Origin of the sequence: Bacillus sp. A1 (assembly GCF_042296235.1) — a bacterium.
Taxonomy (GTDB): Bacteria; Bacillota; Bacilli; order Bacillales; family Bacillaceae; genus Bacillus; species Bacillus velezensis.
This window is the reverse complement of sequence record NZ_CP141181.1, coordinates 2,047,418-2,065,014: the sequence shown is the minus strand read 5'-3', so window position 1 is coordinate 2,065,014 and position 17,597 is coordinate 2,047,418. Positions and strand designations below refer to the sequence as shown.

Annotated in this window: 13 protein-coding genes, 1 tRNA gene and 1 pseudogene; 11 read left to right on the top strand and 4 right to left on the bottom strand. The window is 45.9% G+C overall.

All coding sequences use genetic code 11. The features are described from left to right. Positions 1-30: 30 nt before the first annotated feature. The gene (locus U2H13_RS09860; RefSeq protein ID WP_014418086.1) at positions 31-933 is read right to left on the bottom strand and encodes a LysR family transcriptional regulator; all 903 of its coding nucleotides are present in this window, start codon (positions 931-933) and stop codon (positions 31-33) included. 145 nt (positions 934-1,078) lie between these two features. On the opposite strand from U2H13_RS09860, the gene gltB reads away from it, so the two are divergent. The 3 genes from gltB to U2H13_RS09845 all read left to right on the top strand — a co-directional run bounded on the left by gltB (position 1,079) and on the right by U2H13_RS09845 (position 7,965). Continuing rightward, positions 1,079-5,638: a glutamate synthase large subunit gene (gene gltB / locus U2H13_RS09855; protein WP_179156056.1), complete on the top strand. Its 4,560-nt coding sequence runs from the start codon at positions 1,079-1,081 to the stop codon at positions 5,636-5,638. Between the two features lie 16 nt (positions 5,639-5,654). Further along, positions 5,655-7,136, top strand: coding sequence for a glutamate synthase small subunit (gene gltD / locus U2H13_RS09850; RefSeq protein WP_003153838.1), 1,482 nt, complete (start codon positions 5,655-5,657; stop codon positions 7,134-7,136). A gap of 118 nt (positions 7,137-7,254) precedes the next feature. Further along, positions 7,255-7,965 (top strand): hypothetical protein, encoded by a 711-nt coding sequence (locus U2H13_RS09845; RefSeq protein WP_376700442.1) that lies wholly within the window; start codon positions 7,255-7,257, stop codon positions 7,963-7,965. A 27-nt stretch (positions 7,966-7,992) separates the two neighbouring features. Here the strand turns inward: U2H13_RS09845 and U2H13_RS09840 are convergent, their stop codons facing one another. Beyond that, complete coding sequence (locus U2H13_RS09840) at positions 7,993-8,973, bottom strand: zinc-binding dehydrogenase (RefSeq protein ID WP_110124189.1); 981 nt, start codon at positions 8,971-8,973, stop codon at positions 7,993-7,995. Positions 8,974-9,091: 118 nt separating this feature from the next. Here U2H13_RS09840 and U2H13_RS09835 point away from each other — a divergent pair, with 118 nt between their 5' ends. The 4 genes and pseudogenes from U2H13_RS09835 (at position 9,092) to U2H13_RS09820 (ending at position 11,908) form a co-directional block, all read left to right on the top strand. Further along, the gene (locus U2H13_RS09835; RefSeq protein WP_376700441.1) at positions 9,092-9,958 is read left to right on the top strand and encodes a LysR family transcriptional regulator; all 867 of its coding nucleotides are present in this window, start codon (positions 9,092-9,094) and stop codon (positions 9,956-9,958) included. Positions 9,959-10,009: 51 nt separating this feature from the next. After that, positions 10,010-10,255 (top strand): annotated as a pseudogene (locus U2H13_RS09830) (His/Gly/Thr/Pro-type tRNA ligase C-terminal domain-containing protein); the annotation flags it as partial. A 31-nt stretch (positions 10,256-10,286) separates the two neighbouring features. Next, complete coding sequence (locus U2H13_RS09825) at positions 10,287-10,589, top strand: helix-turn-helix transcriptional regulator (RefSeq protein WP_007407355.1); 303 nt, start codon at positions 10,287-10,289, stop codon at positions 10,587-10,589. A gap of 143 nt (positions 10,590-10,732) precedes the next feature. Next, the gene (locus tag U2H13_RS09820) at positions 10,733-11,908 is read left to right on the top strand and encodes an MFS transporter (RefSeq protein WP_007407356.1); all 1,176 of its coding nucleotides are present in this window, start codon (positions 10,733-10,735) and stop codon (positions 11,906-11,908) included. Positions 11,909-11,954: 46 nt separating this feature from the next. Here U2H13_RS09820 and ggt read toward each other — a convergent pair whose 3' ends face one another. Continuing rightward, positions 11,955-13,730, bottom strand: a complete 1,776-nt coding sequence (gene ggt, locus U2H13_RS09815; RefSeq protein WP_280145150.1) for a gamma-glutamyltransferase — start codon at positions 13,728-13,730, stop codon at positions 11,955-11,957. Positions 13,731-13,972: 242 nt separating this feature from the next. Between ggt and U2H13_RS09810 the strand changes: the two genes are divergently transcribed. The 3 genes from U2H13_RS09810 to U2H13_RS09800 all read left to right on the top strand — a co-directional run bounded on the left by U2H13_RS09810 (position 13,973) and on the right by U2H13_RS09800 (position 15,178). Continuing rightward, positions 13,973-14,203, top strand: coding sequence for an excisionase family DNA-binding protein (locus U2H13_RS09810; RefSeq protein WP_003153848.1), 231 nt, complete (start codon positions 13,973-13,975; stop codon positions 14,201-14,203). 314 nt (positions 14,204-14,517) lie between these two features. Next, positions 14,518-15,063 (top strand): site-specific integrase, encoded by a 546-nt coding sequence (locus U2H13_RS09805; protein ID WP_003153850.1) that lies wholly within the window; start codon positions 14,518-14,520, stop codon positions 15,061-15,063. A gap of 42 nt (positions 15,064-15,105) precedes the next feature. Beyond that, positions 15,106-15,178 (top strand) — tRNA-Arg (locus U2H13_RS09800). Between the two features lie 146 nt (positions 15,179-15,324). Here the strand turns inward: U2H13_RS09800 and U2H13_RS09795 are convergent. Further along, positions 15,325-15,867, bottom strand: coding sequence for an IseA DL-endopeptidase inhibitor family protein (locus U2H13_RS09795; RefSeq protein WP_014418077.1), 543 nt, complete (start codon positions 15,865-15,867; stop codon positions 15,325-15,327). Positions 15,868-16,095: 228 nt separating this feature from the next. On the opposite strand from U2H13_RS09795, the gene U2H13_RS09790 reads away from it, so the two are divergent. Continuing rightward, complete coding sequence (locus U2H13_RS09790; RefSeq protein ID WP_014418076.1) at positions 16,096-17,484, top strand: MATE family efflux transporter; 1,389 nt, start codon at positions 16,096-16,098, stop codon at positions 17,482-17,484. The last annotated feature ends 113 nt before the right edge of the window (positions 17,485-17,597 follow it).

Genomic DNA, 17,597 nt, shown 5'->3' with positions numbered 1-17,597 from the left:
AGGCTTCGTTTTGAAGCTCGGGTTTGTTTTTTATTGATATTGTTCAAGTTTGGAGAAAAATTGAATGACAAAATGATAGAAATCATTTGCAGACGGAGCCAGTTCCCTTCCTTTTGGTTTAATAATGCCTACGGTGCGCTTCACTTGAGGAAATTCAATCGGAATTTTGACCGTGAACCGGGGTGTGGTTTCTGCAAAGGTGCTTTCAGGTAATAAAGTCACTCCCATCCCCGCGGAGACTAATCCTTTAATGGCATCTAAATCCTCGCCCTCCGTCGATACAAGCGGCGCAAAGCCGGCCTGTCTGCAAGCGTCAATCGCCATGTTTCGGAGAATAAACCCTTCAGGAAATAAAACGAATTGGTCGCCGCGCAGATCAATTAAATGAATATTTTTCTGTTTGGCAAGCGGATGATGCAGCGGAACAAGCGCGTAAATCTTTTCCGTGAATAAGATATGGCCTGTTATGTCGGGGAATTCCGTCGGAACGGGGCCGAGCAGCGCCGCATCTATATCCCTGTTTCTTACGGCTTCAATTAAAAACTTATAAGACCCCTGACGGAGCAAAAACTCAACGTTCGGGTATTCCTCTTTAAATGCCGAAATCACCGTCGGCAAAAGCTGGCTTGCAAGGCTCGTCGGAAATCCTATTTTGACGGTTCCGCGATTCGGATCAAGATATTCATCAATTTGTTCCTTCGCGTAATCAATTGCTTTCATCGCCGTTTTAACATGTTCTAAAAATTGCTTGCCGATCGGCGTTAATTTAATATTTCTGCCTTCCCGTTCAAATAAAGTGACTTTCAGCTCTTCTTCAAGATTTGCAATCTGCCTGCTGATGGCGGATTGTGCGACATGCAGATGATCAGCCGCTTCTGACACATGTTCCCGTTCTGCTACCTCCATAAAATACCGAAGCTGGCGTAATTCCATTGCGTTCACACCCATCTATCTCATATTGAGATGTATTTGATCTAAATTATATATTGTTTATATTGTTTTGAAAACTTACAATTAATTTAAAGTTGTCAGATTTTATGACCGATAATTAACGGAAACTGATCGGGGGAGAGGAATTATGACTTACAATCAAATGCCGAAAGCACAAGGTCTCTACCGTCCGGAATTTGAGCACGATGCATGCGGAATCGGCTTGTATGCCCATTTAAAAGGGAAACCTTCACATGACATTGTCAAAAAAGGACTGAAGATGCTTTGCCAGCTGGATCACAGAGGAGGACAGGGCAGTGATCCGAATACGGGTGACGGCGCCGGCCTGATGGTTCAGATCCCTGATGCTTTTTTTAAGAAAGAGTGCGGAGAAATGAGACTGCCGGAAAAAGGCCGTTACGGGGTAGGAATGGTCTTTTTCTCGCAAAATGAAGAGGAAAGAAAAAAGATCGAAAAACAGGTGAATGCATTCATTGAGCAGGAAGGACAGATCGTTCTCGGCTGGAGAACCGTCCCTGTAAATGTCGGAAAAATCGGAACAGTGGCACAAAGTACTTGCCCGTATGTGCGTCAAGTATTCATCGGCGCCGCAAACGATTTGAAAGACAGCCTTGCTTTTGAACGCAAACTGTATGTCATCCGGAAGCAGGCGGAAAATTGGGGCGTTCAAGAACAGCTTGATTTTTACTTCGCAAGCTTGTCAAGCCAGACTATTGTTTATAAAGGATTGTTAACGCCTGAGCAGGTTGACGCTTTTTATTTGGATTTGCAGGATGAAACCTTCGTATCTGCATTTTCACTCGTGCATTCAAGATTCAGCACAAATACCTTTCCTACTTGGGAACGTGCCCATCCGAACCGCTATCTGATTCATAACGGAGAAATCAATACGCTCCGGGGCAACATCAATTGGATGAGAGCGAGGGAGCAGCAGTTCGTTTCAGAAAGCTTCGGAGACGATCTTCACAAAGTACTGCCGATTTTAAATGCTGAGGGAAGTGACTCATCCATTCTTGATAATGCGTTTGAATTTTTCGTGATGGCGGGGCGGAAACCGGCACATACGGCAATGATGCTGATTCCGGAACCATGGACGGAAAACACTCACATGTCTAAAGCGAAACGGGCTTTTTATGAATATCACAGCTCTTTAATGGAGCCGTGGGACGGGCCGACCGCCATTTCGTTTACGGACGGAAAACAAATCGGCGCCATCCTTGACCGTAACGGCCTGCGTCCGGCACGTTACTATGTGACAAAAGATGACCATATTATTTTCTCATCTGAGGTCGGCGTTATTGAAGTAGAGCAGGAGAACATTCTTCATAAAAAACGTCTGGAGCCCGGAAAAATGCTGCTCATTGACTTAGAGGAAGGCCGGATTATTTCAGATGAAGAAGTGAAAACAGAAATTGCCAATGAATTCCCTTATCAAAAATGGCTTGAAGAAGAATTGGTTCAAGTGAATCCTGACCCGGAAATCCGGGAAGAGGAACAATTCGATGATCTTCTCGTCCGTCAAAAAGCGTTTGGCTATACGTATGAAGATATTCAGAAGTATTTAATTCCTGTTATTAAAGAAGGCAAGGACCCGCTCGGCTCTATGGGAAATGATTCGCCGCTCGCCGTTTTATCCGATCGCGCCCAATCACTGTTTCATTACTTTAAACAGCTGTTTGCGCAAGTCACAAACCCGCCGATTGACGCGATCCGCGAGCAGCTTGTGACCTCCACGGTGACATGGCTCGGAGCTGAAGGCGATCTGCTGCATCCGAGTGAAAGAAATGCACGCCGCATAAAATTGTATACTCCTGTATTATCAAACGAACAGTTTTATGCGCTGAAAACACTTGTGCACCCTGACATTAAGAGCCAGAACATCCGCACGCTGTTTTCCGATGACCTAGAAAAAGGCCTGAAGGATTTGTTTCAGCAGGCGGAAAAAGCGATCAAGGAAGGCGTATCTCTGTTAATTTTATCTGACAGGGCAATGAGTAAAGAGTTGACGCCGATTCCGCCGCTTTTGGCCGTCAGTGCGCTGCATCAGCATTTGATCCGCCAAGGTCTGCGAACAAAAGCAAGCATTATCGTTGAATCCGGGGAAGCGCGTGAAGTTCATCACTTTGCGGCTCTCATCGGATATGGTGCCGATGCTGTCAATCCGTATTTGACTTACGCTACGTATAAGCAGGAAATCGATGAAGGCCGGCTTGATATTCCGTATGAAGAAGCTGTCAGCAAATACGGAAAGAGCGTAACAGAAGGCGTCGTGAAAGTGATGTCAAAAATGGGAATTTCAACTGTGCAAAGTTACAGGGGCGCCCAAATTTTTGAAGCGGTCGGCATCGGTGAAGACGTTATCGCCAAATACTTTACCGGTACTGCATCTCAGCTTGGCGGAATCGATATCGAAACGATTGCGCAAGAAGCGAAGAAGCGCCACCAAGCGGCGTACAAGGATGATTACAGCCAAACCCTTGAGCCGGGTAGTGAATTCCAATGGCGAAACGGGGGAGAGCACCACGCTTTCAATCCGAAAACCATCCATACTCTGCAATGGGCGTGCCGCAAAAATGATTACGGCCTGTTTAAGCAGTATTCTCATGCAGCGGATGAAGAACGAATCGGATTTTTACGCAATCTGTTCGCCTTCAAAGAAGACCGCAAGCCTTTAAAATTAGAGGAAGTTGAATCAGCTGCGTCCATTGTGAAACGTTTTAAAACAGGAGCGATGTCATTCGGTTCATTAAGCAAGGAAGCCCATGAGGCTTTAGCGATAGCGATGAACAGGCTTGGCGGAAAAAGCAACAGCGGAGAAGGCGGCGAGGACCCGAAACGTTTCGTTCCGGATGAAAATGGCGACGACAGAAGAAGTGCGATTAAACAGATCGCTTCCGGCCGTTTCGGCGTAAAGAGCCATTATCTCGTCAATGCGGATGAATTGCAGATCAAAATGGCGCAAGGGGCGAAGCCGGGAGAAGGCGGTCAGCTTCCGGGCAACAAAGTATATCCTTGGGTCGCGGATGTCCGCGGTTCTACACCAGGTGTAGGGCTGATCTCACCGCCTCCTCACCATGATATTTATTCAATTGAAGATTTGGCGCAGCTGATCCATGATTTGAAAAATGCAAATCGAAGCGCGCGAATCAGCGTCAAGCTCGTGTCAAAAGCCGGTGTCGGCACGATTGCGGCCGGTGTGGCAAAAGGCACTGCGGATGTCATCGTCATCAGCGGCTACGATGGCGGAACGGGCGCGTCGCCGAAAACGAGTATTAAACATACGGGTCTTCCGTGGGAGCTTGGTCTTGCAGAAGCTCACCAAACGCTGATGCTGAACGGTTTACGGGATCGCGTGGTATTGGAAACGGACGGTAAGCTGATGACAGGCCGAGATGTCGTGATGGCCGCCTTGCTCGGTGCGGAGGAATTCGGCTTTGCTACAGCGCCGCTTGTCGTTCTCGGCTGTGTCATGATGCGCGCCTGCCATTTAGATACATGTCCTGTAGGTGTCGCGACGCAAAATCCGGAGCTCCGCAAGAAATTCATGGGCGATCCTGACCATATCGTAAATTACATGCTGTTTGTCGCAGAAGAAGTGCGTGAATATATGGCAGAGTTAGGCTTTAAGACGCTTGATGAAATGATCGGACGGACAGACGTTCTTCATGTCAGTGAACGTGCAAAAGCGCATTGGAAAGCGGGCCAGCTTGATTTATCCACACTGCTGTACCAGCCTGAAGGCGTACGTACTTTCCGTACGGCGCAAAACCATAAAATCGACGAGTCGCTTGATATGACGGTTATTCTTCCGGCGGTTCAGGCTGCAATTGAAGCCGGTCAGGAAGCGGAAGCTGAAATCAAGATCAATAATACAAATCGTGTAGCCGGAACCGTGACGGGAAGTGAAATTTCTAAACGCTACGGAGCTGAAGGCCTGCCGGATGATACAATCAGACTTCATTTTACCGGATCAGCCGGACAGAGTTTCGGAGCATTTGTCCCTAAAGGGATGACGCTTCATTTGAACGGCGATTCAAATGACTACGTAGGCAAAGGGCTTTCAGGCGGAAAAATCATCGTGAAAGCGCCTGATGCCTTCAATTGTGAAACACACGATAACGTTATTATCGGGAACGTCGCATTTTACGGAGCAACAAGCGGGGAAGCGTACATTAACGGGCGCGCCGGTGAACGTTTTGCAGTCCGTAACAGCGGAGTCAATGTCGTTGTAGAAGGTATCGGAGACCACGGCTGTGAATACATGACAGGCGGCCGGGTTGTCGTCCTCGGCGAAGTCGGCAAAAACTTCGGGGCGGGAATGTCAGGCGGTATCGCATACGTCCTGAGTGATGATGCCAAAGCATTTAAACGCAAATGCAACATGGAAATGATTTCATTTGAAAAGCTGACGGATGAGGCTGAGATCAAAGAAGTGCAAGAAATGGTCAAACGGCACGCGGCGCTGACAAACAGCAAAAAAGCCGCAGATCTCCTGGACAATTGGGAAAAAGCCGCAGAAACCTTTATCAAAGTCATTCCGAAAAACTATAAACAAATGCTCCTCAGCATCGAAGAACAAAAAGCGGCGGGTTTATCAGAAGAAGACGCAATTATGTATGCTTTTGAAGCCAATACAAAGGTTCACCAAACGCCTGCCAAAGACCATAAACAAGCGGTAGTACAGTAAGAAAGGGGAGAGGAACATGGGGAAACCAACTGGATTCATGGAAGAAAAACGAGAAAAACCGGCTGAGCGGGACCCTCTCACTCGCTTAAAGGATTGGAAAGAGTATTCGGCTCCATTTTCAGATGAAGCGTCAAAGCGGCAGGGGGCGCGGTGTATGGATTGCGGCACACCGTTTTGCCAAATCGGCGCTGATATCAACGGTTTTACCTCCGGCTGCCCGATTTATAATCTGATACCGGAGTGGAATGACCTCGTCTATCGGGGGCGCTGGAAAGAAGCCTTGGAGCGCCTTCTGAAAACGAATAACTTTCCTGAATTCACAGGGCGGGTCTGTCCCGCTCCTTGTGAAGGATCTTGTACGCTGGCCATTTCAGATCCGGCTGTTTCAATTAAAAACATCGAGCGGACGATCATTGACAAAGGGTTTGAAAACGGATGGATTCAGCCGAGAATTCCAGCGAAACGCACAGGTAAAAAAGTCGCTGTCGTCGGTTCAGGCCCGGCAGGTTTGGCAAGCGCTGATCAGCTGAATCAAGCCGGTCATTCCGTAACAGTCTATGAGCGTGCCGACAGAGCCGGCGGCCTGCTGATGTACGGCATTCCGAGCATGAAGCTTGAGAAAAATGTCGTCGAACGCCGTATAAAGCTTTTGACGCAGGAAGGTATAGATTTTGTGACAAATACCGAAATCGGCGTTGACATAACAGCAGATGAGCTGAAAGAACAATTTGATGCCGTCATTTTGTGCACAGGCGCCCAAAAGCAGCGCAATCTGCTGATTGAAGGCCGGGAAGCAAAAGGCGTCCATTATGCGATGGACTATTTAACACTGGCGACGAAAAGCTATTTAGATTCCAACTTCAAAGACAAACAATTTATAGACGCTAAAGGGAAAGACGTCATCGTAATCGGCGGAGGAGACACAGGAGCTGATTGCGTGGCAACCGCGCTGCGTCAAAAAGCGCGCAGCGTGCATCAGTTCGGGAAACATCCTAAACTTCCTCAAACGCGCACGAACGACAATATGTGGCCTGAACAGCCGCACGTCTTTACCCTTGAATACGCCTATGAAGAAGCGCAGGCAAAGTTCGGCAAAGACCCGAGAGAATATTCAATTCAGACAACAAAAATGGTGGCCGATAAGCAGGGCCGCTTACAAGAGATTCACACCATTCAAATGGAAAAAGTCAGAAACGAATTCGGAAAGTATGAATTTCATGAACTGCCCGGTACAGAAAAAGTATGGCCTGCTCAGCTGGTGTTCATCGCCATCGGTTTTGAAGGGACGGAACAGCCATTATTGAAACAGTTCGGTGTCGATTCGGCAAATCATAAAATTCAGGCGGCATATGGGGATTATAAAACGAATGTTGACGGTGTTTTCGCCGCAGGGGATGCGAGAAGGGGCCAAAGCCTGATTGTATGGGCGATTAATGAAGGCCGGGAAGCAGCGCGCGAAGTCGACAGTTATTTAATGGGGAGCACTGTTTTACCGTAAATAAAGGGGTTTATTTATAAAACCGGCTGGGATCAGCCGGTTTTTCGTATTGAAATGAAACCTCCTTCTTCCTGTATTGGTCATATAAGGGTAACGTGATGCGAATGGAGGATAACAAATGGAATTTTGTTTTACAGGGTGGAGAGATTATTTTCGTAGAAATCAATCAGCAGTCAAGGAACTGAACTGTAAATATGATCAGCTTTCTGAAACTGAGCGCCGCGTTATTTGTTCTTCAGTTCAGCAGTTTCAAATCGGCGAAAGTTCAGAAGGTCTGTTTTTGATAGCTGCTGCAAAACGTTTCTTAAAGGATTGTGCTGACAAAAGTTATCTGGAAGCGCTGATTTTATTTATTCAGGAAGAACAAAGGCATGCGGGTGAATTGGAAATATTCATGAACCGGCACAATATCCCAAAGCTGAAAAAGCATTGGGTTGATCAAGTCTTCCGCAGACTGAGACGATTTGCAAGCCTTGAGCAATCGATCACGGTGCTGCTGACGGCGGAAATCATCGCCGCCGTTTATTATGACGCCTTAAAAAACGTGACGGGCTCTGTGTGTCTGCGATCAATTTGCGGGCAGATTTTAATTGATGAAGAAAAACATATTGAATTTCAAGCGGAAGCACTGCACAAGTTCGGCCGGCGCCGCTTAAAGATCACCAATACGTGTGCTGTGTTTTCCCGCTTTATTTTATTGACGGGCACTTTACCCGTCGTGTGGCTCTATCATCGAAAAGTTTTAAAAGCCGGGGGTAAACACTTTTTTGTTTATTTGAAAGAAGCCTATCAAGAGTATGTCAGAGCGGAAAAACTCATAAACAAATAAGGAAACGGACGGGTCCGCTCCTCTTTTTTAGACATCTATACGAAAGCCGATATTGCCGAACTGCCGTCCTTCCCGCATTCTGTTAAAAGCGGCAGCTGCTTCACTGAGAGGGTACATGCGGTCGATAATGGGACGGATGCCGCAGCGGTTTACCAATTCCAGCATATCCGCGAATTCCTCATTGCTTCCCATTGATGTACCGAGAATATGAATCTGCGGAAAAAACAGCGAGCGAATAGGAAATCCGAGCTGATCGCCTGAACTGGCGCCAAATGTTACGATCCGGCCATTCGGTTTCATAATGTCAAGATAGTGTTGAAACAAGGCGGGGCCTACACCGTCAAGTATGATATCTGCTTTTTCGCCATTCAGCGCCTCATTCCAGTCACCGTAGCTGTCAATCGCCCGGTCTGCACCGTATGACAGTGCGGTTTGTTTTTTGTTTTCGCTGCGGGAAGTGACGCTGACTGTCGCTCCGATAGCTTTTGCCATTAATAAGGCGTAAGTTGCCACGCCGCTTCCGATGCCCGGAAGGATAAGGTGTTCGCCTTTTTTTAATTGTCCTTTTGTAAATAAGGCGCGATAAGCGGTTAATGCTGATAACGGCAGCACGCCCGCTTCCTCCCAAGTCAGGTGTTCCGGTTTTAAAACGGCATTTTCCGCAGGAACAATGACATAAGGTGAAAATGTTCCGTCGCTCGGACCTCCTAAAATATCAGGGACGGCTGGTACGTCCTCAACAGTCTTCCAATTCAGCACCGGGTTGATGATGACTTCTGCATGCAGTAAATGAGACCGGACGCCATGTCCTATTTCGGTTACGATTCCCGCGCCGTCTGAACCGAGAGTAAATTCATGGTTTCCGGTTTCGTGGTCTTTCATTAAAAACAAATCGCGATGGTTTAATCCCGCTGTTTTCAGCTTTATTTTTACTTCGCCGTTTCCCGGCCGTTTGTCAGGTGCCTGCCTGAAATCAAAGCCATTTTCGTGTATGATAAGAGCATTCATCATTCTTCTCTCCTTTATAATTGATGAGAAAGATTTTACAGGCTGTATCAGCTGCAGTAAATAAATGAAAATTGATAGCCGGCTATCAATAAAAATCATAGCAAGAAGGTGTCCTTACATGGAAAGCGGAGACTTAAAGATTTTTCAGGCTGTCGCCCGCAAAGGAAGTATTTCAAAGGCGGCAGAAAGCCTGCATTATGTTCAATCAAATGTGACAAACCGGATTCAGCAGCTGGAACGGCTATTACAAACACAGCTTTTTTACCGCACAAATCGGGGGATGACGCTGACGCCCGCAGGTGAAAACTTATTGAAAGACGCAGACAGAATCCTTCAATTGCTGCATGAGGCGCAAAAAACGGCGCAAGAGGCAGGCGATCCGAACGGCCCGCTTCGAATCGGTTCTCTTGAAACGGCGGCAGCCGTCCATCTCCCTCAATTTTTCACGGAGTATTGCAGCCGTTACGCGAAAGTACAGCTGTCTCTGTCAACCGGTGATACACATACCTTAGTGCAGCGCGTCTTACACTATGAGCTGGACGGCGCTTTTGTTTATGGACCGGTCGAATACGAAGATCTTGAGCAAGTCGCTGTATTTCAAGAAGAATTGGTCTTGGTCTCAAATAAGCGGGAAGGCAGTTTGCAAGACTTGTTGCGAGATCCGATTCTGTATTTTGCCGCGGGCTGTTCGCACCGCCGCAAAATAAAAAACATACTGAAAGAAGAGGCAGTGCCCGCACATAAAATCATTGAATTCGGTACGTTGGAAGCCATTATTGGGGCGGTGCAGGCGGGGATGGGGGTTTCCTTTCTGCCTGCATCAGCCGTCCGTTATTTTCAAAACAGGAAAAATCTTTTTCTTCATGAGCTCCCTGAACATTTTCGGGATATGAATATATCATTCATCTACCGGAGTGATTTATTTTTGACATCGGCGTTTGAAGAACTGCTGAATGGATTAAAAGCATTACCGAACGGAAGATGAGAAAACAGGACAGCTGTGTACGCCAATTTTTTTCGTTCTGGTTTTTCTCAGAAGAAAGCGGGTATCCGGGCTGAGCTCGATCAGCGCGATGAAAAACTCGGCTATAAAATCAGAGAAGCACAAATGAAAAAAATACCGTATATTGCGGTTGTGGGGGATCAAGAGTGCCGCCATCAATCTGTACATGTACGGCAATACGGGCGGGAAGACACATTTGAAGAGAATGTGAGTGATTTTATGTCCCGGATCATAAGAGAGGCAAAACAAAAAATAGAGATTGAAGAAAAACAACATTGACATATCGTAAAATCACGATATAATAAAGCGTATGAAACCTATTGATGTTTTTAAAGCGTTGTCTAATGAGTCACGGCTTGAGATTTTACAATGGCTGAAAGAGCCGGACCGTCACTTCGCCCCGCATGATGGCATTGATATGAATGAGATCGGAGTATGTGTCAGCCAGATCACCGATAAGCTTCAGATGACACAGTCAACGGCGTCTCAATATCTTTCCATTCTTCAGCGGGCGGGCCTTATCCAAACAAAACGGATTGGCAAATACACCTATTATAAAAGAGATGAAGAAGCGATAAAGGCGATGGCCGATTATTTTCAGCGCGAAATGTAGGGCTGAATCCTTTAGAAGAGGGATTCAGTTTCTTTTTCCGACTACACATCGACATATTGCGATTTGTTTCTGTTTGTTCAACTCTTTATATCGATATATCACAATATATCTTTATATAAATCATCAATGAAGGAGTGTGTCAGGTGCAAAATACCTGGAAGATTTACATTTTGGCAATTATCAGTTTTTTAGTGGGGACGTCTGAATATGTGATATCTGGGATGCTTGATAAAATTGCAGGTTCCTTGGGAGTTACTGTGGCAGCGGCAGGGCAGCTGATTACGATTTTTTCACTTGTTTATGCAATCGGAACGCCTGTCATGATGGCCCTTACAGCAAAACTGGACAGAAGGAAGCTCATGATCTATGCTCTGGGGCTGTTTGTTATCGGGAATATCATTTCTTTCCTTGTGCAGGGATTCGGCTTATTTGCGGGAGCACGGGTGATCATGGCGCTTGGAGCAGGAACTGTGGTGGTCACCGCGCTTACGATCGCAGCAAAAATCGCTCCCCCGGGAAAACAGGCAAGTTCTCTCGCAACCGTCATTATGGGGTTTACGGCGGCGCTCATTATCGGTGTTCCGATCGGAAGAACCGTGTCTGAAGCTTTCGGCTGGAAGGTGGTTTTCGCCGGAATTGCGGCAATCGGAATCATTGCCATGCTTATTATACGTTTCGCGCTGCCTGAGATAAAAGGAGATAAACCGGTGCCGCTCATTCAGCAATTTTCTCTTTTGAAGAAACGAAAGGTGGCTGTCGGGCTGGCCATTACGTTTTTTTGGCTCGGAGGCTATTCGGTTGCGTATACGTACCTTTCTCCGTATTTACTGAACGTCACTCATATCGGCAGCGGAATACTGAGTACATTGCTGCTTATTTTCGGTGTTGCAAGTCTTGCCGGTTCTAAAGCAGGCGGTTTCAGCGCAGACAAATGGGGGGCGCGTATGACATTAACCGGCGGAATGGCGCTTCATGCTATCATGCTCATGTTATTGCCGTTTGTCACACATTCTGCTTTCGGAGCGGCGGCAGTGCTTATTTTTTGGTCCTTCGCCGCCTGGTCATCTGGGCCTGCTCAGCAGTATCATTTGGCAACGATGGAGCCTGAATCATCGGGTGTATTACTTGGCCTCAACCAGTCTGTGATGCAGCTGGCTATGGCAGCCGGGGCGGGCATCGGGGGCATTGTTGTCACTCATCTGTCTCTTGCGTCAGTGACATGGATCGGATCAGCGGGTGTTGTCATCGCGATGTGCGGCGTGCTTTCGCTTGCATCATTAACGTCTGAAAAAACCTCATCTGAATACAGTGCAGAATAAACAAAAGCCTCATTTCTCAGCTTGAGAAACGAGGCTTTTTGTCTTGTTATTTTTTATAATTTTTCAAGTTTACGCCGATTGCGGCTCCGTTTCGGCTTGAGTCGGCAACTCCGGTGAAGGTGCCGTTTTCACGGTCGATCAGGATGCTTTGCACATTACCGATATCAACCGGGCTGCTGCCGAATTTATGCCCCATTTCGTTCAGTTTTGTGCGGGCTTCTTCCGGCACTCCTTTTTCATATCGATAGGATGTCATGCTGTTTGTGTAAATTCTCGGCTCTTCGACTGCCGCTTTCAGATCCATGCCGTACTCAACTTTGTTCAGGATCGTTTGCAGGACGGAAGAAATAATCGTTGCTCCGCCGGGGGAGCCGACAGTCAGGACAGGTTCGTTATTTTTGAATAAAATAGTCGGAGTCATGCTGCTGAGCGGACGTTTATTCGGCTGCACTTCATTTGCGCCGCCAGGCACCGCATCGAAGTCTGTTAACTCATTATTCAGCACAACGCCGTATCCGGGAACCATAATGCCGGAACCGAACAGCTGTTCAATTGTTGTCGTATAAGATACGACATTGCCGAAGCGGTCGGTTACCGTGAAGTGAGTCGTTTGACCTTCCTGTTTGTCAGTCGGCTGCTCCACTTGTTTATAGTTTGCAGAACCTTCCTGATAGGCCCAAGGATCGCCGGCTTTCGGTTTTTTATTGACTTTATCAATATCTATCAGCTGTCTGCGGGCATTGATATAATCTGGATTCAAGAGACCTTTGAGAGGGACGTTGACGAATTCTGGGTCCCCGGCAAATGCGGCGCGGTCAGCATAAGCCAAATGCATCGTTTCTGCGAGAAGCTGATATTTTTGCCAAGAACGGATATCATATTGAGAAAGCTTAAAATCATCCAGGAGGTTCAGCATTTGCAACAGGAAAACACCGCCCGAGCTTGGAGGAGGAGCAGTTGCGATATGATAGCCCTGGTAATCTCCCCAGATCGGTTCGTCAATCGTCACATTGAAGTTTTTAATGTCTTTTTCTGTCATTGAGCCGCCGAATTCCTGCACTGTTTCTGCAAGCTTTTTGGAGAATGCACCGTCATAGAATGCTTTTGTGCCTTTGTACTTAATAGCTGTAAATGTTTTGGCTAAGTCTTTTTGGATGAGTGTGTCTCCTTCTTTCAGAGGTTCTCCGTTCGGAAGAAACACGTCTTTTGCAGCAGTGTGTGATAATTTGTCTTTATAATCTGAGATGGCATCAGCTAAAACCGAATCGATCGGAAAGCCTTTTGAGGCAAGTTTAATGGAAGGGGTGATGAGTTGTTTCATGGAGCGTGTGCCCCATTTGTCTAGCGCTTTTTCAAGTCCTTTTAATGTTCCCGGAACACCGACTGCAGTCCCTTTCGTAACGCGTTCGGAGAAAGGAATGGCTTTGCCGTTTTCGTCAAGGAACATATCCGGTGTTGCGCCTGCCGGTGCGCGTTCCCTGCTGTCGATAATGGTGGTGTCTTTCGTCTTCGCATCATAAACCATCATAAATCCGCCGCCGCCGATTCCTGACATCATAGGTTCAGTTACGTTTAATGCGAATTGAATGGCAACCGCGGCGTCAATTGCATTGCCGCCTTTTTTCAGCACGTCGGCACCGATTTGTGAAGCGAGAGGATGGGCGGTGGCAACCATGCCGTCTTTGCCGACATCTACCTGTTTGTAGTCGTCATAGGAAAACGGGTGTTTCTTAGCCTGAGCGTGATAAGGGATGCTTCCGGCCGCGAGCAAAGTACTGAGCAGAACGATAAAACAGAGATTCATAAACTTTTTCTTTTTCATAGTCTGCCTCCTTTGTTTTCCGCTTACAATTATAGAGTAAGTAAAATGTGCTGTTTTCACAAGTGACAAACGGAATAGTCCGGTGTCAAAAAGTTGGGGTTTCTGTGTGAATGTAATCAGTCGCAAATAGGCTAAATGGGAAACCGGACTGAAAAAGCTGTGAAACAAGCATAAAGACAAAAAATAAGCTACAATAAACAAAACAGAATTCACTCACATGACATATGAAAGGAACGTGAGCCATGTATTTAACGATCAAAGAGACAGCTGAGTTTACCAGTCTTCCTGAAGAATATGTGCACAATCTTGTTTTGACGAATAAAATAAGAGCCGTCCATGACGGACAGCAATATTTAATCAACAAGGAACAATTTCAAACACATCTCGAGCAGCTGGAAAAATATAAGGAAATGATTCAAGAGTTTTTAAATGAGCCGCTTCCTGAGGACATTGATGTAAAAGATGAAGATTAGGACACAATTTCATATTGTGTCTTTTTTTGCATTTTTTTCGGTTGCTCACAAAAAAACGGATGCTCAGATTTCGTTTTAAGGCCGCCGTTTTCATTTTTTAATACCTTGAGTATCTATTTGTTTAAAAGCTTGTCAACGGGCTGAAAATGATGTTTTTGAGGAATTCGTTGAAACTGCTTATCTGATTCACCTTATGTAACACTATGTATATTATGTTACATAAGACCCTTTATCCTTTATCATTCAACGGGTTTCGGTTATAATAGTAACATAATGCTCAATATGTTACTTTACCAATTATAAGGGGTTTTTTGATGCATATCGTACAGCCGATCCGAAGTTTGGAGAAGATCCAGGAAGTCAAACAGTATTTAATGAAAAAAAGTGATCGTGATTATTTTTTATTTATTTTCGGCATGAACAGCGCACTGCGGATTTCAGATGTTCTGCCGCTTCGCGTGAGGGATGTAAGGAACAAAGACCATGTGTGGGCAACCGAAAGCAAAACGAGAAAGAAAAGAAAAATTCTGATACTGGAGTCTTTAAAGGCCGACATATACGCTTATACAAAAGACATGAAAGAGGATGACTATTTGTTTAAATCAAAACGGACGAATAAGCCCATATCCCGGATTCAGGCATACAGAATATTAAAGGAAGCGGCTGCCGCTTGCGGGTTGGAGGAAATCGGGACGCATACGCTTAGAAAGACGTTCGGGTATCATTTTTATCAGAGGACAAAAGACATTGCTGAACTGCAGAGGATTTTGAATCATTCTTCTCCGTCTATTACAATGCGTTATATCGGAATAGATGAAGATACAACGAGAGCCGCCTATAAGGTGTTCGGAGGGCTGTAGACTTGAAAAAAACGGCCGCCAGCGTTACTATAATAGAAGCAGGCTCTAGTAGCACAGCGGATAGTGCAGCAGTTTCCTAAACTGCAGGTCGGGAGTTCGAATCTCTCCTAGAGCGTTTTTTGTATAAGATAGACACGGATTAATAATGTCGGCAAAACAGAAACCCCCTTGTTATACAAGGGGGTTTCTGTTTTGAATATTTTGTGAGAACCTGGTGGAAATGATGTGAAAAAAGCCCGCTGTAAGTAAGCGGGCTTTTTCTTATATGACAGCATCAAATTGATTGACTTTCCAAACGTTGTTTTCTTTTACGAATGTTACATCGCGTTTTGCTGACGGAGAACCGTCAAGAGTCGGTACAGTGAAGCGGTATGTTTGGACGCTTCCTTTTTTAGAAAGAAGAGTCATTTTTGCTTTTTTCCAATTCAGGAGGTTATCTCCGTCGCCGACCGGAACAGCCAATTTGCCGTCTTTTACAGTGAAGTGGTAATCTTTGAGCCCTTTGTCAATCGCTTGCTTTGTAAAAGCGGGTGTCAGATATTTTACGGCTTTTGCTTTTGTTCCGAGGTCTTTGCACATAAATACATATTGCAGATTTTGATATTCAAACGGTTCAGAAGTGCAATTTGCGTTTGATTTAAGCGCACCGCCGCTCATCGTGTTCCAGAAATGTTCTCTCGCTGACAGGGCCAGCTGAAGCGCTTGTTTTTGTGTAAGGTCATTAGGTGCATTTTTTGCGGTCGCCGCAGTGCCCAATGACAGAATCAATGTAATAGTAGTGAGGAATAATAGCCATTTTTTCATGATATAATCTCTCCTTCAATCAATCTCTTTCTCTTATGTTACAAATGTTACAATAATTACGGTAAGATTACAATACCTTTTCAGAAATATTTTCCGGACTTTTTATTTTTATGGTTTATTTCCATGTAAGACGTGAGAAAAAGATAAAGAGTTTCATTGAACAAAAGGTTTTTACAAGCTGTCTGCTGAATAATAAAATGGAAGAAAATCAAAAAAGGAGTCCTACATATGGAAGTACAAGATCATTTAGAAACAGCGGAAGGCCGCGGCCAGTCTGTCTGGCGATCGATGTCACTGTTTTTAGTGCCGCTGCTTTTAAGCAATGTATTGCAATCTGTCGGCCAATTGGTCGGAATGGTATTTGTCGGAAGGTGGCTCGGAGTTGATGCGCTTGCCGCTGTATCGTCTTTTTTTCCGCTGTTTTTTCTGCTGATCTCCTTTACGATCGGAATCGGTTCGGGAAGTTCCATTCTGATCGGGCAGGCTTACGGCGCGAAAAACGAAGAGAGGATGAAGGCGATTGTCGGCACTACACTGACTTTTACCTTTATGCTCGGTGTTGTTCTGGCAGTTGTCGGCAGTGTGTTTACGCTTGATATTCTGCGGCTGATGGGAACGCCGGAAAACGTAATAGATGTCAGTGTCCGATATGCGCGCATTTTGTTTTGCGCAATGCCGCTGATGTTTTTATATTTTGCGTATACGACATTTTTACGCGGAACGGGAGATTCAAAGACCCCGTTTTATACGTTAATCGTCAGTACAGTCATAAACATCGGGCTCTTGCCCTTATTGATTCTCGGGCTTTTCGGACTTCCGAAGTTCGGCATTTACGGTTCGGCGTATGCAACCGTGATTTCAAACATCGTGACATTTATCGTACTCATGGTTTATTTACGGAAAAGAAAACATCCATTGGCATTTGACCGGACTGCGCTCCGTTCTCTTAAAATGGACAAAAAGCTGCTCGCGCTTTTACTCCGTCTCGGTATTCCGTCGAGCATCAATATGATTCTCGTGTCACTTTCTGAAATTGCGGTCATTTCATTTGTCAATCATTACGGATCAAACGCGACGGCTGCTTACGGGGTCGTCAACCAAGTGGCGAGTTATGTGCAGATGCCGGCGGTAAGCCTCGGTATCGCCGTTTCAATTTTTGCCGCCCAATCCATTGGCGCCAATCAATTCGGCCGGCTGAAACAGGTCATCAAAGTCGGCATCGGCCTGAATTATTTGATCGGCGGGGTGTTGATCCTGCTGATTTACACCTTCTCCCGGCAGATACTGGCTTTGTTTTTAACAGATCAGGATACACTCCACATTGCCCGCAATCTGATTATGATTACCCTTTGGAGCTATTTGATTTTCGGTCACGCTCAGATCGTTTCAGCAACAATGCGGGCGAGCGGTACGGTGTTATGGCCGACGATTATCAGCATTTTTGCGATTTGGGGAATTGAAGTGCCTGTGGCCTTTATTCTTTCTCATTATACGAATCTCGGCATTCTCGGCATTTGGGTCGGTTATCCGGCGGCTTTTGTCGTCAGCCTGCTGCTGCAATACGGATATTACCGGTTTGTATGGAAGAAAAAACAGATTACCCGGCTGATTCAATAAGGTTTTACCGCACATCGCTCAGTTCATACGGGCGATGTTTTTTTAGAGCAGGAAAATGAGTTTAGAAAATGGAATTCCTATACATGCTAGAAAACAAGGAAAGGGCAGGTGCT

What these genes read in the sequence shown, in the direction of transcription:
- U2H13_RS09860 (WP_014418086.1), bottom strand. Translation starts at nt 933, where the DNA reads ATGGAATTACGCCAGCTTCGGTATTTTATGGAGGTAGCAGAACGGGAA.
- gltB (WP_179156056.1), top strand. Translation starts at nt 1,079, where the DNA reads ATGACTTACAATCAAATGCCGAAAGCACAAGGTCTCTACCGTCCGGAA.
- gltD (WP_003153838.1), top strand. Translation starts at nt 5,655, where the DNA reads ATGGGGAAACCAACTGGATTCATGGAAGAAAAACGAGAAAAACCGGCT.
- U2H13_RS09845 (WP_376700442.1), top strand. Translation starts at nt 7,255, where the DNA reads ATGGAATTTTGTTTTACAGGGTGGAGAGATTATTTTCGTAGAAATCAA.
- U2H13_RS09840 (WP_110124189.1), bottom strand. Translation starts at nt 8,973, where the DNA reads ATGAATGCTCTTATCATACACGAAAATGGCTTTGATTTCAGGCAGGCA.
- U2H13_RS09835 (WP_376700441.1), top strand. Translation starts at nt 9,092, where the DNA reads ATGGAAAGCGGAGACTTAAAGATTTTTCAGGCTGTCGCCCGCAAAGGA.
- U2H13_RS09825 (WP_007407355.1), top strand. Translation starts at nt 10,287, where the DNA reads ATGAAACCTATTGATGTTTTTAAAGCGTTGTCTAATGAGTCACGGCTT.
- ggt (WP_280145150.1), bottom strand. Translation starts at nt 13,730, where the DNA reads ATGAAAAAGAAAAAGTTTATGAATCTCTGTTTTATCGTTCTGCTCAGT.
- U2H13_RS09810 (WP_003153848.1), top strand. Translation starts at nt 13,973, where the DNA reads ATGTATTTAACGATCAAAGAGACAGCTGAGTTTACCAGTCTTCCTGAA.
- U2H13_RS09805 (WP_003153850.1), top strand. Translation starts at nt 14,518, where the DNA reads ATGCATATCGTACAGCCGATCCGAAGTTTGGAGAAGATCCAGGAAGTC.
- U2H13_RS09795 (WP_014418077.1), bottom strand. Translation starts at nt 15,867, where the DNA reads ATGAAAAAATGGCTATTATTCCTCACTACTATTACATTGATTCTGTCA.
- U2H13_RS09790 (WP_014418076.1), top strand. Translation starts at nt 16,096, where the DNA reads ATGGAAGTACAAGATCATTTAGAAACAGCGGAAGGCCGCGGCCAGTCT.